The 24,432-nt window shown below is 57.9% G+C and carries 19 protein-coding genes; 10 read left to right on the top strand and 9 right to left on the bottom strand.

Features of this window, described 5'->3' with window-relative positions; all coding sequences use genetic code 11:
• Nucleotides 1–40: 40 nt before the first annotated feature.
• The 4 genes from glyQ (at nt 41) to HU718_RS01080 (ending at nt 4,452) form a co-directional block, all read left to right on the top strand.
• Complete coding sequence (glyQ, locus tag HU718_RS01095; RefSeq protein WP_025112261.1) at nt 41–994, top strand: glycine--tRNA ligase subunit alpha; 954 nt, start codon at nt 41–43, stop codon at nt 992–994.
• Nucleotides 991–3,045, top strand: coding sequence for a glycine--tRNA ligase subunit beta (gene glyS, locus HU718_RS01090; protein WP_186613182.1), 2,055 nt, complete (start codon nt 991–993; stop codon nt 3,043–3,045). The genes glyQ and glyS overlap by 4 nt, the downstream gene beginning before the upstream one ends.
• A gap of 4 nt (nt 3,046–3,049) precedes the next feature.
• Nucleotides 3,050–3,589 carry a D-glycero-beta-D-manno-heptose 1,7-bisphosphate 7-phosphatase gene (gmhB, locus tag HU718_RS01085; protein WP_163019575.1) on the top strand — a complete coding sequence of 180 codons (540 nt, stop codon included), beginning with the start codon at nt 3,050–3,052 and terminating at the stop codon, nt 3,587–3,589.
• Nucleotides 3,590–3,672: 83 nt separating this feature from the next.
• Nucleotides 3,673–4,452, top strand: coding sequence for a lysophospholipid acyltransferase family protein (locus HU718_RS01080; RefSeq protein WP_122596849.1), 780 nt, complete (start codon nt 3,673–3,675; stop codon nt 4,450–4,452).
• A 168-nt stretch (nt 4,453–4,620) separates the two neighbouring features.
• On the opposite strand, the gene HU718_RS01075 is transcribed toward HU718_RS01080, so the two are convergent.
• Nucleotides 4,621–6,153, bottom strand: coding sequence for a sensor histidine kinase (locus tag HU718_RS01075; protein ID WP_150728931.1), 1,533 nt, complete (start codon nt 6,151–6,153; stop codon nt 4,621–4,623).
• Nucleotides 6,154–6,323: 170 nt separating this feature from the next.
• Here HU718_RS01075 and HU718_RS01070 point away from each other — a divergent pair, with 170 nt between their 5' ends.
• Nucleotides 6,324–7,043 (top strand): response regulator transcription factor, encoded by a 720-nt coding sequence (locus HU718_RS01070; protein ID WP_102902528.1) that lies wholly within the window; start codon nt 6,324–6,326, stop codon nt 7,041–7,043.
• A gap of 47 nt (nt 7,044–7,090) precedes the next feature.
• Here HU718_RS01070 and HU718_RS01065 read toward each other — a convergent pair whose 3' ends face one another.
• From HU718_RS01065 to dnaA, 5 genes are all read right to left on the bottom strand, one after another.
• The gene (locus HU718_RS01065) at nt 7,091–9,214 is read right to left on the bottom strand and encodes a DUF6311 domain-containing protein (RefSeq protein WP_150707711.1); all 2,124 of its coding nucleotides are present in this window, start codon (nt 9,212–9,214) and stop codon (nt 7,091–7,093) included.
• Nucleotides 9,215–9,360: 146 nt separating this feature from the next.
• Complete coding sequence (gene gyrB, locus HU718_RS01060; protein ID WP_007911885.1) at nt 9,361–11,778, bottom strand: DNA topoisomerase (ATP-hydrolyzing) subunit B; 2,418 nt, start codon at nt 11,776–11,778, stop codon at nt 9,361–9,363.
• A 5-nt stretch (nt 11,779–11,783) separates the two neighbouring features.
• Nucleotides 11,784–12,887, bottom strand: a complete 1,104-nt coding sequence (recF, locus tag HU718_RS01055; RefSeq protein WP_003220208.1) for a DNA replication/repair protein RecF — start codon at nt 12,885–12,887, stop codon at nt 11,784–11,786.
• A gap of 14 nt (nt 12,888–12,901) precedes the next feature.
• Entirely contained in the window at nt 12,902–14,005 is a 1,104-nt protein-coding gene (dnaN, locus tag HU718_RS01050; RefSeq protein ID WP_007911887.1) for a DNA polymerase III subunit beta, read from the bottom strand.
• Between the two features lie 39 nt (nt 14,006–14,044).
• A complete protein-coding gene (gene dnaA, locus HU718_RS01045) occupies nt 14,045–15,574 on the bottom strand; it encodes a chromosomal replication initiator protein DnaA (protein WP_034152191.1) in 1,530 nt (509 codons plus the stop codon).
• A gap of 567 nt (nt 15,575–16,141) precedes the next feature.
• Here dnaA and rpmH point away from each other — a divergent pair.
• From rpmH to mnmE, 5 genes are all read left to right on the top strand, one after another.
• Nucleotides 16,142–16,276 (top strand): 50S ribosomal protein L34, encoded by a 135-nt coding sequence (rpmH, locus tag HU718_RS01040; protein WP_003213577.1) that lies wholly within the window; start codon nt 16,142–16,144, stop codon nt 16,274–16,276.
• Between the two features lie 16 nt (nt 16,277–16,292).
• Complete coding sequence (gene rnpA, locus HU718_RS01035) at nt 16,293–16,694, top strand: ribonuclease P protein component (RefSeq protein WP_016984072.1); 402 nt, start codon at nt 16,293–16,295, stop codon at nt 16,692–16,694.
• Nucleotides 16,687–16,932 carry a membrane protein insertion efficiency factor YidD gene (yidD, locus tag HU718_RS01030; RefSeq protein WP_010465488.1) on the top strand — a complete coding sequence of 82 codons (246 nt, stop codon included), beginning with the start codon at nt 16,687–16,689 and terminating at the stop codon, nt 16,930–16,932. The genes rnpA and yidD overlap by 8 nt, the downstream gene beginning before the upstream one ends.
• A gap of 2 nt (nt 16,933–16,934) precedes the next feature.
• Entirely contained in the window at nt 16,935–18,617 is a 1,683-nt protein-coding gene (yidC, locus tag HU718_RS01025; protein WP_095119693.1) for a membrane protein insertase YidC, read from the top strand.
• Between the two features lie 81 nt (nt 18,618–18,698).
• Complete coding sequence (gene mnmE, locus HU718_RS01020; RefSeq protein ID WP_186613184.1) at nt 18,699–20,069, top strand: tRNA uridine-5-carboxymethylaminomethyl(34) synthesis GTPase MnmE; 1,371 nt, start codon at nt 18,699–18,701, stop codon at nt 20,067–20,069.
• A gap of 44 nt (nt 20,070–20,113) precedes the next feature.
• On the opposite strand, the gene HU718_RS01015 is transcribed toward mnmE, so the two are convergent.
• From HU718_RS01015 to HU718_RS01005, 3 genes are all read right to left on the bottom strand, one after another.
• Nucleotides 20,114–22,549, bottom strand: coding sequence for a TonB-dependent siderophore receptor (locus tag HU718_RS01015; protein WP_186613186.1), 2,436 nt, complete (start codon nt 22,547–22,549; stop codon nt 20,114–20,116).
• Nucleotides 22,550–22,668: 119 nt separating this feature from the next.
• The gene (locus HU718_RS01010) at nt 22,669–23,616 is read right to left on the bottom strand and encodes a FecR domain-containing protein (protein ID WP_186613188.1); all 948 of its coding nucleotides are present in this window, start codon (nt 23,614–23,616) and stop codon (nt 22,669–22,671) included.
• On the bottom strand, nt 23,616–24,122 hold the full coding sequence (locus HU718_RS01005) for a sigma-70 family RNA polymerase sigma factor (protein WP_186613190.1): 507 nt from the start codon (nt 24,120–24,122) through the stop codon (nt 23,616–23,618). The genes HU718_RS01010 and HU718_RS01005 overlap by 1 nt, the downstream gene beginning before the upstream one ends.
• Nucleotides 24,123–24,432: the final 310 nt, after the last annotated feature.

Genomic DNA, 24,432 nt, shown 5'->3' with positions numbered 1-24,432 from the left:
CCCGCTCTTTAAATCGCAGCCCAAGAAACAGGTGAATTTCGTGAGCCAGCCTACGCCAGCCGTGCGTACCTTCCAAGACTTGATCCTCGCGCTCCAGCAATACTGGGCCGAGCAAGGTTGCGTGGTACTTCAGCCCTACGATATGGAAGTAGGCGCCGGCACTTTCCACACCGCGACCTTCCTCCGCGCCATCGGCCCGGAAACCTGGAACGCCGCCTACGTGCAGCCAAGCCGCCGTCCGACTGACGGCCGTTACGGCGAAAACCCTAACCGTCTGCAGCACTACTATCAGTTTCAGGTCGTCCTGAAGCCGAACCCGGACAACTTCCAGGAACTGTACCTGGGCTCGCTCAAGCATGTCGGCCTCGACCCGCTGGTTCACGACATTCGCTTCGTCGAAGACAACTGGGAATCGCCGACCCTCGGCGCCTGGGGTCTGGGCTGGGAAGTCTGGCTGAACGGCATGGAAGTGACCCAGTTCACTTACTTCCAGCAGGCTGGCGGCATCGAGTGCTACCCGGTGACCGGCGAGATCACTTACGGTCTCGAGCGTCTGGCCATGTACCTGCAAGGCGTGGATTCGGTCTACGACCTGGTCTGGGCTGACGGCCCGATGGGCAAAGTCACCTACGGCGACGTGTTCCACCAGAACGAAGTGGAGCAGTCCACTTACAACTTCGAACACGCCAACGTCGACAAACTGTTCGAACTGTTCGACTTCTATGAAAGCGAAGCCAAGCGCCTGATCGAACTCGACCAGCCGCTGCCGTTGCCGAGCTACGAAATGGTGTTGAAGGCTTCGCACACCTTCAACCTGCTGGATGCGCGCCGGGCGATCTCGGTGACCGCGCGTCAGCAATACATTCTGCGCGTACGCACCCTGGCGCGTTCCGTTGCGCAAGCCTACCTGCTGGCTCGCGCCAAGCTGGGCTTCCCGATGGCGACCCCGGACCTGCGTGACGAAGTACTGGCCAAGCTGGAGGCAGCACAATGAGTGCGCAAGATTTTCTGGTTGAACTGGGCACCGAAGAACTGCCACCGAAAGCCCTGAACACCTTGGCTGAAGCGTTCCTCGCCGGTATCGACAAGGGCCTGCAAGCCGCTGGCCTGAGCTACGAAACCAAAACCGTCTACGCCGCACCGCGTCGTCTGGCTGTGCTGATCACTGCGCTGGCTACCCAGCAACCGGATCGCAGCATCAACCTCGATGGCCCGCCACGTCAGGCGGCGTTCGACGCTGACGGCAATCCGACTCAGGCAGCACTGGGTTTCGCCAAGAAGTGCGGCGTTGATCTGAGCGAAATCGATCAGAGCGGCCCGAAACTGCGTTACAGCCAAAGCATCGCCGGCAAGCCGACAGCGAGCCTGCTGCCGACCATCGTCGAAGATTCACTGAACGACCTGCCAATCCCGAAACGCATGCGTTGGGGTGCGCGCAAGGAAGAGTTCGTGCGTCCGACCCAATGGCTGGTGATGCTGCTCGGTGACCAGGTCATCGACTGCACCATCCTCGCGCAGAAGGCTGGCCGTGACTCCCGTGGTCACCGCTTCCATCACCCGGAAAGCGTGCGCATCGGTTCGCCGTCGAGCTACCTCGCCGACCTGCGTGCCGCTTATGTATTGGCCGACGCCAACGAGCGTCGCGAAATCATCAGCAAGCGCACCGAAGAACTGGCCACCCGTCAGGAAGGCACGGCCATCGTTCCGCCGGCACTGCTCGACGAAGTCACCGCGCTGGTTGAATGGCCGGTGCCGCTGGTGTGCTCGTTCGAGGAACGCTTCCTCGACGTACCGCAAGAAGCGCTGATCACCACCATGCAGGACAACCAAAAGTACTTCTGCCTGCTGGATGCCGACGGCAAGTTGCTGCCACGTTTCATCACTGTGGCCAACATCGAAAGCAAAGATCCGCAGCAGATCATCGCCGGTAACGAGAAAGTGGTTCGCCCACGTCTGACCGACGCCGAGTTCTTCTTCAAGCAGGACAAGAAGCAGAAACTCGAAGCTTTCAATGATCGCCTGAAGAACGTGGTATTCCAGGAAAAACTCGGCAGCGTCTACGACAAGGCCGAGCGCGTATCGAAACTGGCTGCGTACATCGCCGCACGCATTGGCGGCAACGCCTCGTGGGCTGCCCGCGCCGGTCTGCTGTCGAAGTGCGACCTGGCCACCGAAATGGTCGGCGAGTTCCCGGAGATGCAAGGTGTCGCCGGTTACTACTACGCACTCAATGACGGCGAGCCGGAAGACGTCGCGCTGGCGCTCAACGAGCAGTACATGCCACGCGGTGCCGGTGCAGAACTGCCGGCCACGCTGACCGGTGCAGCCGTCGCGATCGCTGACAAGCTCGACACCCTGGTCGGCATCTTCGGTATCGGCATGCTGCCAACCGGCAGCAAAGACCCGTATGCCCTGCGCCGTGCGGCGCTGGGTGTGCTGCGTATCCTGATCGAGAAAAAACTCGATCTGGACCTGAACGACGCCGTCGCATTCGCGGTGAATGCGTTCGGTGCCAAGGTCAAGGCAGCCGGTCTCAACGAAGCCGTTCTGGAATTCATCTTCGACCGTCTGCGTGCGCGTTACGAAGACGAAGGCGTTGAAGTGGCGACTTACCTGTCGGTCCGTGCCCTGAAGCCGGGTTCGGCGCTGGATTTCGACCAGCGTGTGCAAGCGGTGCAGGCCTTCCGCAAACTGCCGGAAGCGGCAGCGCTGGCGGCGGTGAACAAGCGTGTATCGAACCTGTTGAGCAAACTCGAAGGCGCGGTGCCGACCGAAGTCCAAGCCAAGTATTTCGACAACGCCAACGAGTTCTCGTTGTACTCGGCGATCCAGCAAGCGGATCAGGCGGTACAGCCAATGGCTGCGGCGCGTCAGTACAACGAATCGCTGGCACGCCTGGCGGCATTGCGTGAGCCGGTGGATGCGTTCTTCGACGCGGTAATGGTCAATGCCGACGACGCCAATGTGCGGGCCAACCGCTACGCGCTGCTGGCGCGTCTGCGTGGCCTGTTCCTCGGTGTTGCCGACATTTCGCTGCTGGGTTGAGGGATTGCTGTTGAAACTGCTGATTCTCGATCGGGACGGAGTGATCAATTACGACTCCGACGCTTACATCAAGTCAGTGGCGGAGTGGATTCCATTGCCCGGCTCGATCGAAGCGATTGCGCAGTTGAGCAAGGCCGGCTGGACGGTGGCGGTGGCCACCAACCAGTCGGGCATTGCTCGCGGCTATTACGACCTCGCTACCCTCGATGCCATGCACGCGCGCTTGCGCGAACTGGTAGCGGAGCAGGGCGGTGAAGTCGGGCTGATCGTGTATTGCCCGCATGGCCCGGACGAAGGCTGCGATTGCCGCAAGCCGAAACCGGGGATGTTGAAAACCATCGCCGCGCATTACGACGTCGAACTGAACAATGTCTGGTTCGTCGGCGACAGCCTTGGTGACCTGGAGGCCGCCAAAGCCGTCGATTCACAGCCAGTTTTGGTAAAGACCGGAAAAGGCGCAAAGACTCAGGGCAAAACCCTGCCGGTTGGCACTCTGATTTTTGACGATCTGGCGGCGATTGCCGCAGAACTTATCCACAACTAGAGTACTTCTGAAGTTCCTGACCAGGGATTGATCGGGAGTGCGCTTGAACACTCGGGCATTGCCCCGTAACGGTAAACGTCACTATGTCGATACTGCGGGCCATCAGGATTTTTCTCTTTTACCTGCTGCTGGGCACCACTTCCCTGCTGTGGTGCAGCTTGAGTTTTTTTATCGCGCCGTTTTTGCCATTCAAGGCGCGTTATCGTTTTATCAACGTGTACTGGTGTCGCTGCGCCTTGTGGTTGACCAAGGTGTTTCTTGGTATCCGTTACGAAATCAAAGGCGCGCAAAACGTGCCTGACCGGCCTTGCGTGATTCAGTCGAACCACCAGAGCACCTGGGAGACGTTTTTTCTCTCCGCTTATTTCTCGCCGCTGAGCCAAGTGCTCAAGCGCGAATTGCTTTACGTGCCGTTCTTCGGCTGGGCCATGGCCATGTTGCGGCCGATCGCGATTGACCGGGACAACCCGAAAGCTGCTTTGAAACAAGTCGCGGCGAAGGGTGATGAGCTGCTGAAGGACAACGTTTGGGTGCTGATCTTCCCCGAAGGTACACGCGTTCCTTACGGCACTGTCGGCAAGTTCTCCCGCAGTGGTAGCGCGTTGGCGGTGAATGCGGCGCTTCCGGTGCTGCCGATTGCACACAATGCCGGCAAGTTCTGGCCGAAAATCGGCTGGGGCAAAAAGTCCGGAGTGATCACCGTGGTCATCGGTGAGCCGATGTATGCCGAAGGCACTGGCCCTCGCGCCGTCGCTGAGTTGAACGACCGGGTACAAGCCTGGAACGAGAAGACCCAGCGCGAAATGGGCTCACTGCCACCGGCCCCGCAGGCACCGGCCGCAAGTGATCAGATCGCTGTCTGAGATTTTGTGGATAACCTGTGTACGGTTTTGTTGAAAACGCTTGAATATTGAAATTAAGTTATTGATTTACTTACATATTTCTCAAGCTCATAAAACACCGTAAAAGGTGCATAAGTTTTTTTCGGAAGTAAAAGGACCGGCTGTTATAGCCGGTTTTTTTGTGCCTGCTCACTCCGGGATCAGTGGAATTTCGAGGAGGAATGTAGTGCCTTGATCGACCACGCTGTGGCACTCGATTACGCCGCCATGATGATCGACCACCGCTTTGACCATCGACAGACCCAGGCCTACGCCATCAATGCCTTCTGCAGAAGAAAAACGTCGATACTGGCTGAACAGATCGGGTAATTCTTCGGCAGCGATGCCTTTGCCTTGGTCGATCAGCTCACACTGCAACCATTCTTCGTCGCAGCGCACGTTCAGCTTTATCGTAGTGTAGGCCGGGCTGTACTTGATCGCGTTTTCCAGCAAGTTGAACAGGGCACGGGTCAGCAAGCCTTGGTCAGCGTTGATCAGGCGCTCTTGGCATCGCTCATCCATGTCATGCAACAGTTCGATGCGTTTTTGCTGGGCAATCGGCAATGCTTGGTCCATGACGTCGAGCACCAGCATCGCGAACAGCGTCGGCTGAAATTGGTAAGTCTCGGATTCGGCCCGCGCCAGCAAAACAAATCCATCGGTCAGATCGAGTGCGCGGCGTACCTGCCGTTCGATCTGCTCGAACAACGGTGAATCCGCCCCGGCCTGATGGCGATGAACGTCCAGCAGCGCAAGAATCGCCGAATGCGGTGCGCGCAGGTCGTGGGACAGAAAACGCAGCAACACACTGCGTTGTTCCTCGGCGGCACGTTCGGCACTAAGGTCCGTAAGGCTGAGCAGCCATCCGATTGGCGTATCTCCATCCACCGGTAGTAAAGCCGCACGCTCTAGCCGCAAGCTGCGTTCCTTGTAATCGCGAAACTCCAGCAGCGGCATGAGCGACAGTGGCGGGCGTTGCTCTGTGGACAACTCCGGGTAACCGAGTCGAGCCAGTTGATCGAGAACGTCGTCACCTACCAGATTGTTGTCGAAGAGCTGACGAGCTTTGCGATTACCGAGCAGGATCTGCCCTTTTGGATCGCTGATCAGCGTGGCGACGGGCAAGTATTCCAGTCCATCAGCAATGAAACGCCGAGTATCACGAGTACGGCTCATGGCCTGTTCAAGCGCCATGATTTGCCCCTGCAGGCGATCGGCGCCGGTGAATTGCGTGCGGCGGCGTTCGGGGAAAACTTTCGGCTCGCTATCGAGACGCGCCAGTTCCCAGCCAAAATAAGTCAGCACCACGCTCAGGCGTCGCCAGTTCCAGATCAAATAGCCGAACAATATGCCGAGCGCCGCCGGGGTCGGTGACCACCAGTGCCGGATCTCCGCCAGACCCGCGCTGCTCAGCAACACGCACGCCACCCCGCCCAGAGTCACCCAGATCGCCCAGCGCGGCCGCCATAGCAGCAAACCGAGGACGCACGCCACCAGCCCCACCGAGAGCAACGCGCTCCAGCCCGGCACGACGTCGTGCAGATTGGTCTGGGCGCGATACGACGACAGCGCAGTCAGCGGCAACAGAACTAGACTTATCCACAACCACTCACGCACCAGCCGTCGAAACAGGCGCTGGACCTGACTCGGCTCGCGACTTTCACGCCGACGCGGGTTATTCATGGCAAACAGGGCAGGGGGCAGTGAATGGTTTCATGGGTCACAGGTCTGAAGACGTAGATCCGAAGAATCATAGCGGACGTTGATCGACGGCGGACGGCTTACTTTTTCAATGCACAGGCCAGCCCGTTGAGGTTGCCGGCCACTGCCCAAGCAACAAGGAACCCACGCGTATGCGCGTTGCGATACTGGACGATGAACCCGCCGAACTGCGCCGGGTCGAGCAAACCCTGCAGCAAATGGCTGCTGCAGGGGACCAGCCATGGTCACTGCACAGCTTTGAACGGGGAGAGGACCTGTTGCGCCAGCTGCGCCGGGACACTTTCGACCTGCTGATCCTCGACTGGCAACTGCCCGACCTGACCGGCTTGGCGCTACTGCGCTGGACCCGCGAACACATGGAGTCGCCGCCCGCCGCGATCATGCTGACCAGCCGCGACGGCGAAAGCGATATCGTCCAGGCCCTCAATGCCGGTGCCGACGATTACGTCAGCAAACCGTTCCGCCCCAATGAGCTGAAAGCCCGAGTCGCCGCCGTGCTGCGCCGGCACAGCCAGCCACGTAGTGCCGCCGCCGAAGTGTTGAGTTTCAATGACCTGATCTTCGATGACGCCGAACTGACCGTCACCCGCGACCTTAAACCCATCGTCATGACCGAACGCGAATACCGCCTCGCTCGCTGCCTGTTCAGCAATCTGGGGCGGCCGTTGTCGCGTGAATATCTATATGAGCGGTTCTGGCCCCATGAAGAGGCGGTCTCTTCGCGACCGCTGGATACGCACATCTACCGCCTGCGCAACAAACTTGGGCTGACGGCAGAGCGGGGCTGGCAACTGCTGACCATTTACGGGTATGGATATCGGCTGGAGAGTGTCACGGCAACGAGCGAGTGAAGAGGGCAGGCCAACGGCATTGCGTTGGCCCTGGCGGGCACCAGTGATCAATGAAAGGTCAATCCCAGCAATCCAATCGCCAGTTTGCGGATGTCTTCTCCCCAGCCGAGATCATGCGGACTGACTGCCAGCGGAAAATGCAGCTGGATACGCAGCACGCCTTGTTGCGCAACGAGGGCCTGCACCTCGGCAGGCAGGTTGATATTGATTGTGTTGCTGGTGGCGTTGGTCAGGCTGGCAGAGATTACCGGCACGTTATTGATGCTGATATCCACCGTTTGGCGCGGCGTTTTCTCAGACAGGAACGCGTTGGTTTCAAGCGTCAGTGAACTCACGCCAGCCTTGGGGCGCAGGATGATCTCGGCATCCGGCCCGACCGATCCGGTGCCCCACGCCTCGGCAAACCACCAGCCTTTTCCAAGTGCAGCCGTGCCCCGACTGCCCTCCACAAACTGCAGCTTTTCGCCGGCGTCGAATGAAGGGATCAAATCCCGGGGGGCACCGCCCATGAGTGGCAGACAGTCAGTGCAGCGCTTCCAGCCCGGTGCCAGCACATGGAAGCCGTCAATCCTGGCCAGCATATCGCTGTCGTCATCCACGTTGAGCGCCGCTTGCAGCGCTGACCGCTGCTCAAGCACGTAGAGGGTATCGCGCTCATACTTGCCGGAGTCGATGGTTCTGGCGGCAGTACGCTGCAGATCCTCCTGCGCTTGCGCACTCACTCGGCCCAGGTACACCGCATCGGTGGCGAGATGATTCCGGCCCGCGTAATCGGAGAGGGTCATCCAATGAGTCGTCAGGTTCTGCGGAATCACGTAGCGGACTTTCTGATAATGCGCTGCCGCGCTTTGCCAGAACGGATTGACCATCGGGGTTTTCCAGGTCGCAGCAGGTGTGACCATCTGCTGCCGGCGTATGCCTGCCCAACCGGCACGGGTGTCGAAGACCTGTACCAAAAGGGCTGTCACCAGCAGCAACAGCGCAGTCCGTGGCGCCGCGTTACGCGCGATCAGGAACACCACCGCAAAGATCGCCGCGTACATGACCGGCCAGATCATCCGCCCCGAAGCGCGGAAAATACCGGCCATGGAAATGACGGGGTCAGGCAACCAGTAGACGAACTCGAGCGGTCCGACGCCGATCCTGTTGGAGAACGCAAAAAGCATCAGTCCAAACAGTGCCAGCAGCAATAACCAGCGTTTGCGCATCGTTGCAACGATCTGGCCTTCGCCGGAGCAAATGAACCACAGCGCGCAAACGAGCAGAAACATCACCCCCAGCCCCGGGAAAGCCATGCCCGCCGAATCCCCAGGTACGCCAGGTATATCGCCGAGGACGCGAGACCATCCAGCGGGGTCGAAAAACGTCAGCACATTGGCGCGAAACAATCCGAATCCGAATGAAGCCAGTCCCTCACCTTCAACGGTGAAATAGCCTGCTTGCCAGCAACACACCCCGGTCAGCAACAGCAGGCCAACCAGCTCGACAAACGACTTCTTCAGCAGCAACTGCCGCCTCAATGATCGGGCCAGCAAGTCGGCGAGCCAGATCAAGCCAACCATTGCCAACAGATATGCGTGTACCAAGGCCGCGACCGCCAGCAACGTGCCCCAGGCCGTACAACGCCGCTCGACATGAGGGCGCAGGGCCAGATACAGGGCAGCCAGGATCAGGAAGTGCCCGGCGAGGGATAAATGCTCTGCCATCCGCGAGATCAGCGCCGGGTTGAACAGAAACAGTGCCGCCCCCAGCAAACGCAGCGCAATGTTGGCGGTGGCCAGGCCCATCAGCTTCCAGGCAAACCAGCCCTGCAACACAAAACACAACAACAGCCACAGGCCAAAGTACTGGAAAGGCTCGGGAAGCCATGCGGCAAAGGGTTTGAAGATCAACGCCAGCAGCGGGTTCGAATCCGAGTAGATGATCGCGCTGCTCAGCTCCAATCCATACGAAGGATTGAGCCCCAGCGGCAACGACCAGGGCGAATGCCTGAAAAACACCCAGCCAAGGTAGTGCGTTGCCGGATCACCGCTGCCCAACCACGCAATGTTTTGCGGGTTTAGCGCCCTTGGACCGATGACGATAAAAAAGGCCAGAATCCCCAACAGCAAGGGCAGCACATTGACCGATAGACGTGTGACGGAATCCTTCCTTACGCATTGATGAGTCAATTGATTGCTCTTTTTTTAGTCGTTTTTCTACAATCTGGCCGCCGCCTGTCTGCGACGAAAGAGCCGCATCGTATCGCGCTTCAAGACGAAATTGAACGCAAAAAAAAGCCCGCTTGCGCGGGCCTTTCCTGTGCGGAGTCGGCAACCTAGAAGTCCAGATTGGATACCGCGAGAGCATTGCTCTCGATGAAGTCACGACGAGGTTCGACCGCATCACCCATCAGGGTGTTGAAGATCTGGTCTGCGCCAATGGCGTCTTCGATGGTGACCTTCAGCATGCGGCGCACGCTTGGGTCCATGGTGGTTTCCCACAGCTGATCCGGGTTCATTTCGCCCAGACCTTTGTATCGCTGGATGGTGTGGCGCTTGGTGCTTTCCGCCATCAGCCAGTCCAGTGCTTCCTTGAACTCGGTGACTGCTTTCTTGCGCTCGCCACGCTGGATGTACGCGCCTTCGTCGAGCAGGGTGCTCAACTGAGCGCCGAGGGTGACGACGGTTTTGTAGTCGTTGCTGCCGAAGAAGTCGCGGTTGAAGGTGACATAGTTCGACAGGCCGTGGGAGATCAGTTCGACCTCTGGCAGCCACACGCCACGTTCACGGTCTTCACGCAGACTGGCCTTGTAGACCAGACCGGACTTCTCGACGGTGCGCAGACGCGCTTCGTACTGGGCCAGCCACTCTTGCATTGCTGCGTGGTCGCCAAGCTTTTCCAGACTCACGGCCGGCAGGTAGATGAAGTGCTCGGTCAGTTCCTGCGGGTACAGGCGCGACAGACGCTTGAGGGTCTTCATCACCATGCGGAAGTCGTTCACCAGACGCTCGAGCGCTTCACCGGAAATGCCCGGGGCTTCTTCGTTCAGGTGCAGGCTCGCATCTTCCAGGGCCGACTGCGTCATGTACTCTTCCATGGCGTCGTCGTCTTTGATGTATTGCTCTTGCTTGCCTTTCTTGACCTTGTACAGCGGTGGCTGAGCGATGTAGATGTAGCCGCGCTCGATCAGCTCCGGCAACTGACGGAAGAAGAAGGTCAGCAGCAGGGTACGGATGTGCGAACCGTCAACGTCAGCATCGGTCATGATGATGATGTTGTGATAACGCAGCTTGTCGATGTTGTACTCGTCGCGACCGATACCGCAGCCCAGTGCGGTGATCAAGGTGCCCACTTCCTGGGAAGAGATCATCTTGTCGAAACGGGCTTTCTCGACGTTGAGGATCTTGCCCTTCAACGGCAGGATGGCCTGGGTCTTGCGGTTACGTCCCTGCTTGGCAGAGCCGCCCGCGGAGTCACCTTCCACGAGGTACAGTTCGGACAGCGCCGGGTCTTTTTCCTGGCAGTCAGCGAGCTTGCCCGGCAGGCCGGCGATGTCCAGCGCGCCTTTACGGCGGGTCATCTCACGGGCCTTGCGCGCAGCTTCACGGGCACGCGCAGCGTCGATCATCTTGCCGACGACCAGCTTGGCTTCGTTCGGGTTTTCCAGAAGGAAGTCGGAGAAGTACTTGCCCATTTCCTGTTCGACCGCGGTCTTCACTTCGGAAGACACCAGCTTGTCTTTGGTCTGCGAGCTGAACTTCGGATCCGGCACTTTCACCGAGATGATCGCGGTCAGGCCTTCACGGGCATCGTCACCGGTGGTGGCGACTTTGTGCTTCTTCGCCAGACCTTCCTGCTCGATGTAGTTGTTCAGGTTACGCGTCAGTGCCGAACGGAAACCCACCAGGTGAGTACCGCCGTCGCGCTGCGGAATGTTGTTGGTGAAGCACAACAGGTTCTCGTTGAAGCTGTCGTTCCACTGCAGGGCGATTTCCACGCCGATGCCGTCTTCACGCTGGATGTTGAAGTGGAACACCTGGTTGACCGCAGTCTTGTTGGTGTTCAGGTATTCAACGAACGCACGCAGGCCGCCTTCGTACTTGAACAGCTCTTCCTTGCCACTGCGCTCGTCCTTGAGGACGATGCCGACACCGGAGTTGAGGAAGGACAGTTCACGAATACGCTTGGCCAGGATGTCCCAGCTGAAGTGAATGTTCTTGAAGGTTTCGCTGGAAGCCTTGAAGTGGATCTGGGTACCGGTGGTTTCGCTGTCACCAACGATGGCCATCGGCGCCTGAGGTACGCCGTGGACGTAGGTCTGTTCCCAGATCTTGCCGCTGCGGCGAACAGTCAGAACCAGCTCTTCGGACAGTGCGTTCACTACCGACACACCTACACCGTGCAGACCGCCGGAAACTTTGTAGGAGTTGTCGTCGAACTTACCGCCAGCGTGGAGGACGGTCATGATGACCTCGGCGGCGGAAACGCCTTCCTCTTTGTGCACATCTACCGGGATGCCACGGCCGTTGTCTTTAACGGTAATGGACTCATCCGGGTGGATGATGATGCTGATGTCGTCGCAGTGGCCGGCGAGGGCTTCGTCGATCGAGTTGTCGACCACCTCGAACACCATGTGGTGCAGACCGCTGCCATCGTCGGTGTCACCAATGTACATACCGGGACGTTTGCGTACGGCATCCAGGCCTTTCAGCACTTTAATGCTCGTTGAGTCGTACGTATTTTCTTCGCTCAATGCCTTCACTCCCGATGGTCGTGGGTCTGGGTGATACGGCCCTGTTCCACGTGGAACAAAGCGACTGGCGTTTCCGTCTGCCAGCCTTCCCTCAATAATTCGTGATCTACACAGGTGATAAACACCTGGCAGCGTAAGTCTTCCAGCAAGCGGCAAAGCGCGCGACGATGGCTCTCGTCTAGCTCGGACGGCAAGTCATCCACCAGATAAATACACTGACCGCGGCGGGCCTGGCTGACCAGATGCCCTTGGGCAATCCGCAGTGCACAGACCACCAACTTCTGCTGACCCCGGGACAAAATGTCCGCGGCGTTGTGTGCGCCCAATCTAAGACGCAAATCAGCACGTTGCGGTCCGGCCTGGGTATGACCCATTTGCTGATCCCGTTGCACGGAACCGGCGAGTACGGCGCTCAACTCCCGGTCTTTGTCCCAGCCTCGGTAATAGCTGAGCGTCAAACCTTCGAGCTCAACCAGTTCGCTCAAGGTTTGTTCAAAGACTGGTTTCAAGGCTTTGATGTAAGCGCGGCGGTATTCATCGATTTCAGCGCTGGCCTGGCACAGTTCCCTGTCCCAAACCGCTTGCGAAACGGCGTCAAGTGTACCATGCCGCAGCCATGAGTTTCTCTGGCGCAAGGCCTTCTGCAAACGCTGCCAAGTGGCCATGAAGCGCGGCTCGACGTGGAACACGCCCCAGTCGAGAAACTGCCGACGAATCTTCGGCGCGCCTTCGAGCAAGCGGAAGCTGTCGGGGTTGATCAACTGCAGCGGCAGGATCTCCGCCAGTTGCGCAGCGCTGCGGGCGTTCTGGCCGTCGATGCGGATCTGGAACTCGCCCTGACGATCGCGCGAGATGCCCAAAGCGCTATGCCCACCCTCGGCCAGTTCGACCTGACCGAACACGGTACAGGCGAGCTGTTCGTACTGGATGACCGGCAAAAGCCGCGTGCTACGAAACGAACGGGCAAGCCCCAGCAGATGAATGGCTTCCAGAACACTGGTTTTGCCGCTGCCGTTGGCGCCGTAAAGAATGTTGATGCGGGGGGAGGGGGAGAAGGTCACCGGGTGCAGATTGCGCACCGCGGTGACCGAAACACGACTTAAGGACATCCAGGGTCAGCTGATTACAGACGCATCGGCATGACAACGTAAGCCGAATCGTCGTTGTCGGACTCTTGCACCAGCGCACTGCTGTTGGAGTCGGACAGGATCAGGCGAACCTGCTCGGTGGTCATCACGCCCAGCACGTCGAGCAAATAGCTCACATTGAAGCCGATTTCCAGGGAGCCGCCGTTGTATTCAACGCCCACTTCTTCTTCCGCTTCTTCCTGCTCCGGGTTGTTGGCCTGGATCTTCAACTGACCGCTGGCCAGTTGCAGACGGATACCACGGTACTTCTCGTTGGACAGAATCGCGGTACGGCTGAACGCTTCACGCAGCGCCTGGCGATCGCCCAGTACCAACTTGTCGCCGCCCTTCGGCAGCACACGCTCGTAGTCCGGGAATTTACCGTCGACCAGTTTCGAGGTGAAGGTGAATTCGCCGGTGGTAGCGCGGATGTGATGTTGACCCAGCACAATGCTGACATTGCCGTCCGGCTCGGTGAGCAGACGTGCCAGTTCAAGGATACCTTTGCGCGGCACGATCACCTGATGGCGATCAGGCTGGCCGATATCGGCTTTCATCGAGCACATGGCCAGACGGTGACCGTCGGTGGCCACGGCGCGGATGATGCCTTCGGACACTTCCAGCAGCATGCCGTTGAGGTAGTAACGCACGTCCTGCTGAGCCATGGCGAAGCTCGTGCGTTCGATCAGACGACGCAGTTTGCTTTGCTCCAGGCTGCAGGTCAGCGAACCCGGGCCTTCTTCAACGGTAGGGAAATCGTTGGCCGGCAAGGTCGACAGGGTGAAACGGCTACGGCCGGCTTTTACCACCAGCTTCTGCTCGTCGACCTTGATGTCGATCAGCGCATCGTTAGGCAGGCTTTTGCAGATATCCATCAGCTTGCGCGCAGGCACGGTGATGGAACCTGTTTCCGCCGGCTCCTCAAGTTGCACACGACCGACCAGCTCGACCTCCAGGTCGGTACCGGTCAGCGACAGTTGCTGGCCTTCGACTACCAACAGCACGTTGGACAGTACCGGCAAGGTCTGTCGACGCTCGACGACGCCTGCGACCAGTTGCAGGGGTTTCAACAGGGCTTCGCGTTGAATGGTGAAATGCATGGTCTAGTCCCTTGCCTTAATAAGCTGCGCTGGTGTTCATCAAGTGGTCAGTGTACGCAGCAGGTTCTTGTAGTCCTCGCGGATGTCCGCGTCGGATTCCTTAAGTTCGTTGATCTTGCGGCAGGCGTGCAACACGGTGGTGTGGTCACGGCCGCCAAACACGTCGCCGATTTCCGGCAGGCTATGGTTGGTCAGTTCCTTGGACAACGCCATGGCCACCTGACGCGGACGCGCTACCGAGCGCGAACGGCGCTTGGACAACAAGTCCGAGATCTTGATCTTGTAGTACTCGGCGACGGTGCGCTGAATGTTATCCACAGAGACCAGTTTGTCTTGCAGCGCCAACAGGTCTTTCAGGGATTCGCGAATCAGCTCGATAGTGATGTCGCGGCCCATGAAGTGCGAGTGGGCAATCACGCGTTTCAGCGCGCCTTCCAGCTCTCGGACGTTGGAGCGAATACGCTGGGCAATGAAGAACGCAGCGTCGTGCGGCAACTCGACTTTGGCCTGGTCGGCCTTCTTCATCAAGATCGCGACGCGGGTTTCCAGTTCCGGCGGCTCGACGGCAACCGTCAGGCCCCAGCCGAAGCGGGATTTGAGGCGCTCTTCCAGGCCTTCGATTTCTTTCGGGTAGCGGTCACTGGTGAGAATGACCTGCTGGCCACCTTCAAGCAGGGCGTTGAAGGTGTGGAAAAACTCTTCCTGCGAGCGCTCCTTGCGAGCAAAGAACTGAATGTCGTCGATCAGCAAGGCATCCACCGAACGGTAGAAACGCTTGAACTCGTTGATCGCGTTCAGTTGCAGCGCCTTGACCATGTCGGCGACGAAACGCTCGGAATGCAGGTACACGACCTTGGCATTCGGGTTCTTCTTTAATAGGTGGTTACCCACCGCGTGCATCAAGTGGGTTTTACCCAGGCCGACACCACCATAAAGGAACAGTGGGTTGTAGCCGTGCTTGGGGTTGTCCGCCACTTGCCAGGCCGCCGCGCGGGCGAGCTGGTTGGATTTACCTTCGACGAAGTTTTCAAAGGTAAAGGTGCGATTCAGGTAACTGGTGTGCTTGAGCGCACCTTCGACCTGCACAGTCCGCTGTTCGGCACGGACCGGGGCCTGTTGCGAAGCAGCGCCGGACATCGGGTCGAAACTGTCACGAGACGGTTCATCGCTGACTTCAGGGCTTTTCTGCGTTGAACGCTTGGCTGCCGGGGCTGACGTCTGGGTGGGTGCCGGCGTACTCACAGGCGTGGCATTTGCCTGGGCCTGCTGGGAAACCTGCGCGGCTGCAAGCGGCGCGTTCGGTGCGGCACGCGGAGCGGAACTGCGTTTGCTGCCTATCAATAAGGAAAGCGCAGGCGCCATGCCGTTGCCGTGCTCATCCAGCAGTTCAAGGACGCGGCCCAGATACTTTTCGTTGACCCAGTCCAGCACAAAACGGTTCGGTGCGTAGACGCGCAACTCGTCGCCTTCGGCTTCGACCTGTAGTGGACGGATCCAGGTGTTGAATTGTTGGGCAGGCAGCTCCTCGCGCAAAAGCTCCACGCACTGCTGCCAAAGTTCCACTGACACGGATATCCCCTAAGTTGAAAGCCGGTGAGGCAAAAACAAGCGGCCATTGTAGCGGCGAGCCGTCCACTTATCCACATGCAGGTTGCCGGGTGAGCATGATTTATCAATGCGTTAAATCAGAAAAAGGCGACCAACGGTGTGTGAATAAGCTCTGTGGATAACCGCCTCTAAGGGCACTGGACAAGTAGGGGTTGAACTCGGTGGATAACCTACCTGTGGATAACAGCCCATTCCACGCACAGGTTATCCGATGGCGCAGCACAGGCTGAACACGGTTTTCCACTGTAGTTGTCATTCTCTGTACATCAGGTAAAACATGGGCCGGTGTCACTTATCCACAGAAGAAGGCTTGCCTAGCTTTTATAAGCTTTACAGAAAAGCTTTAAATAATTCCCTTCTTTATTTTTATGTATGGCGAGCAGGTGATCAGGCAAAGAACACCTCGAGATCTATTTATAAGGAAACGTTGGTTGGAAATTGACCTGAAGGCTTGCTTTCTCTAGAATCCCCGGTCTCTTAAAACGGGGGCCATTCCGGCCCGTTGTGGACGAACCAGGTAACACGACAATGAAACGTACTTTCCAACCAAGCACTATCAAACGCGCTCGTACCCACGGTTTCCGTGCTCGCATGGCTACCAAGAACGGCCGCGCAGTCCTGTCGCGTCGTCGCGCCAAAGGTCGTGCGCGTCTGGCAGTTTGATAATCCGGTACTGGAGGTGAGTCAGGACTTCAGTCGGGAAAAGCGTCTGCTTACCCCCCGGCATTTCAAGGCAGTCTTTGACTCCCCTACCGGCAAGGTTCCGGGGAAAAATCTCCTGCTCCTTGCACGCAACAACGATCTCGATCACCCCCGTCTCGGGCTGGTTATCGGGAAAAAGAGCGTAAAGCTCTCCGTTGAGCGCAATCGCCTCAAGCGTTTGATGCGCGAATCATTCCGTCTGCACCAGGATTCACTGGTCGGCTGGGATATCGTTATAGTCGCGCGCAAAGGTCTGGGCGATGTAGAAAACCCCGAATTGATTCAGCATTTCGGCAAGCTCTGGAAACGCCTGGCACGCAGCAAGCCGGTTCCGGAAGTCAAAACCGAAACTGTAGGGGTAGACAGTACCGATGCGTAAACTGGCCCTCGTTCCGATCCAGTTTTATCGCTATGCCATTAGTCCTTTGATGGCCAGCCACTGTCGTTTCTACCCCAGTTGTTCCTGCTACGCGTATGAAGCCATTGAAAATCATGGCCTTCTGCGCGGTGGCTGGCTGACCTTTCGTCGTTTAGGTCGCTGTCATCCGTGGAATCCCGGTGGTTATGACCCGGTTCCACCTATCCCTACCTCCCGTTCTTCTTCGATGGCCGAGTAATCATGGATATCAAACGCACGATCCTGATCGTCGCCCTGGCAATCGTGTCCTACGTTATGGTTCTTAAATGGAACCAGGACTATGGCCAGGCTGCCCTGCCGACTCAGAATGTTGCTTCCAGTACGACTACATCCGGTTTGCCGGACACCGCCACTGGCAATAATGCTGCCGCCAGTGACGATATTCCGCGCGCCGCTAGCGATACCAGCGCACCTGCCGAAACACCGGTAGCCGCCAGCAAGGATCTGATCCAGATCAAAACCGACGTGCTCGATCTCGCGATCGATCCACAAGGTGGCGATGTTGCTCAACTGACCTTGCCTTTGTATCCACGTCGTCAGGATCGTCCTGATGTTCCGTTCCAGCTGTTCGATAACGGCGGCGAACGTGTTTATCTGGCACAAAGCGGTCTGATCGGCACCAATGGTCCGGATGCAAATCCGGCCGGTCGTCCGGTCTACTCCTCGGAGAAGAAGACTTATCAACTGGCTGACGGTCAGGACCAACTGGTCGTCGACCTGAAGTTCAGCAAGGACGGCGTCAATTACATCAAGCGTTTCACTCTGAAACGCGGCCTGTATGACGTAGCCGTTTCCTACATTGTGGATAACCAGAGCGCTCAGCCCTGGAATGGCGCGATGTTCGCGCAGTTGAAGCGCGATGCTAGCGCTGATCCTTCGTCCACAACCGCTACTGGCACCGCGACTTACCTGGGCGCCGCCCTGTGGACAAGTTCGGAGCCGTACAAAAAAGTGTCCATGAAGGACATGGACAAGGCGCAACTGAAAGAAACCGTCACCGGTGGTTGGGTAGCCTGGCTGCAACACTACTTCGTGACTGCGTGGATTCCTGCGAAGGGCGAAAACAACATCGTCCAGACCCGTAAAGACAGCAAAGGCAACTACATCATCGGTTACACCGGTCCAACACTGACCGCTGCTCCGGGTGCCAAAGTTGAAACCAGCGCTGTGCTGTACGCCGGCCCGAAAAGCCAGGCTGTGCTGAAAGAGTTGTCCCCAGGTCTGGAACTGACCGTCGACTACGGCATTCTGTGGTTCATTGCCCAGCCAATCTTCTGGCTGCTGCAACACATCCACGCCATTGTCGGTAACTGGGGCTGGTCGATCATTTTCCTGACCATGCTGATCAAGGGTATTTTCTTCCCTCTGTCGGCTGCCAGCTACAAATCGATGGCGCGCATGCGTGCCGTTGCGCCGAAACTGGCTGCTCTGAAAGAGCAACATGGCGATGACCGGCAAAAAATGTCGCAAGCCATGATGGAGCTGTACAAGAAAGAGAAGATCAATCCGCTGGGCGGCTGCTTGCCAATCCTCGTGCAGATGCCGGTTTTCCTGTCGCTGTACTGGGTTCTGCTGGAAAGCGTGGAAATGCGCCAGGCGCCGTTCATGCTGTGGATCACTGACCTGTCGATCAAGGATCCGTTCTTCATTCTGCCGATCATCATGGGCGCAACCATGTTCATCCAGCAGCAGCTGAACCCGACTCCTCCGGATCCGATGCAGGCGAAGGTCATGAAAATGATGCCAATCATCTTCACCTTCTTCTTCCTGTGGTTCCCGGCAGGTCTGGTGCTGTACTGGGTTGTGAACAACTGCCTGTCGATTGCACAACAGTGGTACATCACGCGTAAGATCGAAGCGGCGACGAAAAAAGCCGAGGCGTAACTTGCACTGTGGATAACACCACTCAGAACGCCCCCTCGTGGGGCGTTTTGCTATCTGCCACTTTTGTCTGGATTCCGGTTTATGAGCACACCTCGTGAAACCATCGCCGCCGTCGCCACCGCTCAAGGTCGCGGCGGTGTGGGCATCGTCCGTATTTCCGGACCGCTGGCCAGCGTTGCAGCCAAAGCTATCAGCGGCCGCGAACTGAAACCGCGTTACGCCCATTACGGGCCGTTTTTCAGTGACGACCAGCAAGTGCTCGATGAAGGTCTGGCGCTGTATTTCCCGGGACCGAACTCGTTTACCGGCGAAGACGTGCTGGAATTGCAGGGACATGGCGGCCCGATCGTGCTGGACATGCTGCTCAAGCGTTGCCTGGAGTTGGGTTGTCGTTTGGCCCGTCCCGGTGAATTCAGTGAACGAGCCTTCCTCAATGACAAACTCGACCTGGCCCAGGCCGAGGCGATTGCCGATTTGATCGAAGCCAGTTCGGCACAGGCTGCACGCAATGCTCTGCGTTCTTTGCAAGGCGCTTTTTCCCAGCGTGTGCATAACTTGACCGAACAACTGATCGGTCTGCGCATCTACGTCGAAGCCGCCATCGACTTTCCGGAAGAAGAAATCGACTTCCTCGCCGATGGCCATGTGTTGAGCATGCTCGACAAAGTGCGCGATGAGTTATCCACAGTACTGCGTGAAGCCGGGCAGGGTGCGTTGTTGCGCGATGGCATGACCGTGGTGATTGCCGGCCGTCCGAATGCCGGCAAGTCCAGTCTGTTGAATGCGCTGGCCGGTCGCGAAGCGGCGATCGTGACGGAGATTGCCGGCACCACTCGCGATATTCTGCGTGAACATATCCACATCGACGGCATGCCGTTGCACGTTGTCGATACCGCAGGTTTGCGTGATACCGACGATCATGTGGAAAAGATCGGTGTCGAACGGGCATTGAAGGCAATTGGTGAAGCCGATCGGGTGTTGTTGGTGGTCGATGCGACCGCCCCGGAGGCGCTGGACCCGTTTGCGTTGTGGCCGGAATTCCTCGAAACCCGTCCGGATCCGGCGAAAGTCACCCTGATTCGCAACAAAGCGGATCTGACCGGCGAAGCAATTGCCCTGGAAACCAGTGAAGACGGACATGTGACGATCAGCCTTAGCGCCAAGTCGGCCGGTGAAGGGCTGGACTTGCTGCGTGACCATCTCAAGGCTTGCATGGGTTACGAGCAAACGTCGGAAAGCAGCTTCAGCGCACGTCGCCGCCATCTCGAGGCTCTGCGCCATGCCAGTGCCGCGCTGGAACACGGCCGTGCGCAGCTGACATTGGCGGGTGCCGGTGAATTGCTCGCCGAAGATTTGCGTCAGGCCCAGCATTCTCTTGGTGAAATCACCGGGGCTTTCAGCTCTGATGATCTGCTGGGAAGAATCTTTTCCAGCTTCTGCATCGGCAAATAACAAAAAGGGGGCTGTGAGAATTTATCCACAGCCCCTTTTTCGTTTTACCAGTTGTAAGAAACCGTACCGAGCAAGGTGCGGTCTTCACCCCAGTAGCAGCGGCCGGCATCGTTGCATCCCGACACATACTCCTCGTCGAACAAGTTTTTCGCGTTCAGGTCGACGCTCCAGTGCGTGTCGATCTGATAACCGATGGCCGCATCCACCAACGTGACATCGCCGGCATCCAGCTTCCCGTACAGAGTAGACGAGGTGTAAGCGAAGGCACTATCGAAGTAACGCACACCACCGCCGACGTACAGACCTTTCAAGTCGCCATCGAGGAATCGGTATTTCGTCCAGACCGAAGCCTGATTACGTGGTACCCCGGTCATTTGATGGCCTTTGACCAATGACGTCGCGGCATCCTTGGTAATCCGCGCATCGGTGTAGGTATAAGCCGCAGTCACGTTGAGGTTCTGGGTCAGATTGCTGTTGAGTTCCAGTTCCACGCCTTTGGAACGGCTTTCGCCGACCTGGCGATAGGTCGACGTGGTCGAGTCGAAGTAGGTGTCGTCCTTTTTGCGCAGGTCATACACCGAAGCGGTGAACGCGGTGTCCCAGCCAATCGGTTCGTACTTCAGGCCCACTTCATATTGGCTGCTGGTGATCGGGTCGAGTGGCGTGCCGGCATTGGAAATCTGCTGCACCGGCACGAATGAGGTGGAATAGCTGACATACGGCGTCATGCCGTTGTCGAACTGGTACATCACCCCGCCCTGATAGGTGAATTTCTTGTCCTCGGAACTGATGTTGCTGCCCTTGGCCACCTTGTCGCGAAAATCACTGTCGACCCAGTCCTGGCGCCCACCGAGCAAGAACAACCAGTTGTCATATTTGCTTTGGATCTGTGCATAAACACCTTTCATCTGTTGCTCGAGCAGCGTGTTTTGCACCGCGATCGGGGTGGTGGGATCGCGCAGGTAAACCGGGTTGTAGATATCGATCGGCCCGACGATGCCGGCATTCCAGTCCTGATTGAACGAAGTGCGATCGTAGCTGGCGCCGAACAGCACGGTGTTTTCCAGCCTACCGAGCTGGAATTTGCCTTCCAGTTGGTTATCCAGCGAGTACACCATCGATTTGTTGAAGCGATCGTAGGCGGTCATGTTCAGGCGCGTGCCGAAGCCCGCATTGTTGAGGTTGCCTGGCCAGGTTTCGTGGCGGGTGATGCGCGACTGCATGTAGCGCGAGTTCTGCCGGAACTGCCAGTCGTCGTTGAAGGAGTGGCTGAACTCGTAACCGCTGCTCCAGGTTTCCCGTTCGAAGGTGTTCCAGTCCGGGTCGCCGAGCATGGTGCCTTTGGATAACTTGCCATTGGGGTTTGTCAGCAAGGTGCCGGCGGCCGGTAGGCCAAGTTCCATATTGGTGTGATCCTTCTGGTAGTTGGCCAGCAGGGTCAAGGTGTTGAAATCGTCAAAATTCAGGGTCAGCGAAGGGGCGATGTAGAGGCGGTCATCCGGGACGTGATCGGTCTGGGTGTCGGACTTGCGGCCGAGCATCACTACACGCCCGAGAATGTTGCCGCTGTCGTTGAGTGGCCCCGACACATCAACACCGATTTGCCGTCGGTTGTTCGAGCCATAGCCGAGTTGCACTTCGCCTTGCGGTGCAGCGGTTGGCCGTTTGCTGACCAGATTGACCAGGCCGCCGGGGGCGTTTTCCCCATACAGCAATGAGGACGGGCCACGGAAAATTTCCACCCGCTCAAGTCCATAAGGTTCGGTACTGGTGTCATAACGGTTGCCTTGCACACGGAGTCCATCGCGCAGCAGGCCGTAGCCGTAATCGGTGGCGTTGAAACCGCGAATGAAAAACAGATCGCCGGCCAGACTGTCGCCGGCGGCAAACGGAGGAGCAAAGATCCCCGGCACGTAGCCAAGCACCTCGGTGAGCGTCTGAGATTTCTGATCTTTCATGCGTTGCGCGGTTACGACTGACACCGAGCGCGGCGTTTCCGACAACGCCGTGCTGGTTTTCGTACCGATCCGGCTGTTCTGCGCCTTGTAGCCAACGTCGGCGGCGTAATCCAGATTCATCGGATTGGCCAATTGCCCGTTGATGTTGGTCGGGGCCAGTTCCAGCGCGTCACCATTGGGCAACGCCTGCAGAATGTAACTGCCCGGCGCCTGCGGTACGGCTTGCAACCCCGAGCCTTGCAGCAGTTGAGCGAATCCCTGGTCGACGGTGAAATTGCCGTTCAGTCCCGCACTGCGTAAACGGCTGGTCTGTTGCGGCGAAAACGACAGAATCACGTTTGCTGCGGAGGCGAATTGGCTCAAAGCATTATCAAGCGGGCCGGCAGCAATGGTGTAACGCTGGGCGGCCGTCGCCGCGAAGGCGTTGTTGGTCATTACCAGGCAAGGCGCGGCGCTGGTCATCAGTAGGCTGTAGGCAATGCAGTGGTGAGAAAAACGCTGACGGAACGTGGGAAGACGCATGTGTGGATAAGCCCTGAAGGTGGCGAAGAGCCGCGTTTATCGCGATTACCTGTAGGGCCGGGTCAGGGCAAAAAAAGATAACCCTGTTTTCGATTTATTTTTCCCCAGGTGATTTTCGATCAGACGTTGTGGCTGATCGAGACCCAGTAACGGGTGAAGTAGCGGACGTTGATCGGTAACGAGGCCTGAAGGTTGGCCAGCACGGCATCAGTGGAATCGAGCCGAAAGGTGCCGGATACCCGCAGATCCCGGGCGCGGCTGTCGCAGTGCAGAACACCGCTGCGATAACGCCCCAACTCGTCGATCACCTCACCCAACCGTGCATCGAGCACAATCAACTGGCCGTTGGTCCACGCCACTGCTGAGGATTCAAATGGAAGAAGGCGTCCGATATGCCGACTATCGAAGTCAGCACCTTCGCCTGCCTTCAAGATCATCGCGGCCGTTGATGGATCAGCGGGTTGCACGCTGACCCGATCTTCCAGCACGCCGACCCGCGTCGAGCCCGACAGCTGATGCACCGAAAAACGCGTACCCAACGCTTGAATCCGGCCGTCGTGGGTCTCGACAAAAAACGGCCGCTGATCGCCAAGCTTGCCGGTTTCAATGAGAATCTCACCCGAGCGCAGGCGAATCAGGCGCTGTGCGGCGTCGAAAGACACATCGATGGCGGTATCGGTGTTGAGCTGGATCTGGCTGCCATCCGCCAATGAAAGGCTACGACGCTGGCCAACGCCGGTTTTGTAGTCGGCCCAGACATTCCCCAGGGATGTATGTTGCTGAGCGTTCCAACCGAGGAACCCTGTCCCGGTCGCGAGCAGCAACAGCTTCAGTACCTGACGCCGTTGCTGGCCGGTATTCAGCGCGCGACGTTTCAAATCCTGCGGCAGAGTGCCGAAATGACGCTGCAATTGTTCCATCTGGTTCCACGCCGCCAAGTGCGCTGGATCGCTATCTATCCACAGCTGCCAGGCTTTTTGTTCGGCGAGCGTCGGCGGATCTGCCTGAAACTGCACGTACCAAGCGGCAGCGGCTTCGAACACTTTGCGGTTGGGGGCGATGGCCATCAGCGCTGCGCCATGATCAGGGCACATTCCGTCAAAGCGCGGATCATGTGCTTCTTTACTGTGGTCAGGGAAACCTTCAACTGCACAGCGATCTGTTGATAAGTCAGGCCGTCGATCTGCGAGAGCATAAAGATCTGCCGGGTTCGCGCGCCCAGACCGGCCAAGGCTTTATCCACAGCGATCAGGGTTTCGATGATCAGTGCCTTGTCTTCTTCGCTGATGGCGGTGGCTTCCGGTCGAGCAGCCAAGGTCTGCAAGTAGGCGACTTCGATGGCCTGTCTTCTATAGCGATCAATGACGAGGCCGCGTGCAATGGTCGCCAGATAATCCCGCGGTTCGCGAATCTGCGCGGCATTCCGTGCCGCGAGGATCCGCACGAAGGTGTCATGCGCGACATCCGCAGCATCGCAGGCGTTATGCAATTTGCCCTTGAGCCATCCATATAGCCACGAATGGTGTTGCTCGTAGATTTGCTCGATCGCAGCGTGGTGGGCGGGTGGGGACATGGGGAGAAACTGACGAGTTAATGATAATGGCTATTATTAGCCTCTGTTACGTTCTCTCACAATAGCCCTTTCACATCCCTCCATCGGCTTCCTGGTCGTCACCGATCTTTCGATGGCGGTTTTTTTTGCGCCCGGAAAAAGCCATTTGGTCGATTTTCTGTGGATTAAGCCCTGTGAATAACTGCCACTAAGGGCAGTTGATAACAGGGCCTGAAAACTGGATATAACCCACTCTGTGGATAACCACCCCTTTCATCCACAGGCTTACACCGGTTATCCAAGGGCCTCACTGGCACATGAGCACAGGGTT

It is taken from the genome of Pseudomonas tensinigenes (assembly GCF_014268445.2).
Classification (GTDB): Bacteria; Pseudomonadota; Gammaproteobacteria; order Pseudomonadales; family Pseudomonadaceae; genus Aquipseudomonas; species Aquipseudomonas tensinigenes.
The sequence above is the reverse complement of the archived record's forward strand: the minus strand, read 5'-3'. Positions and strand labels throughout refer to the sequence as shown.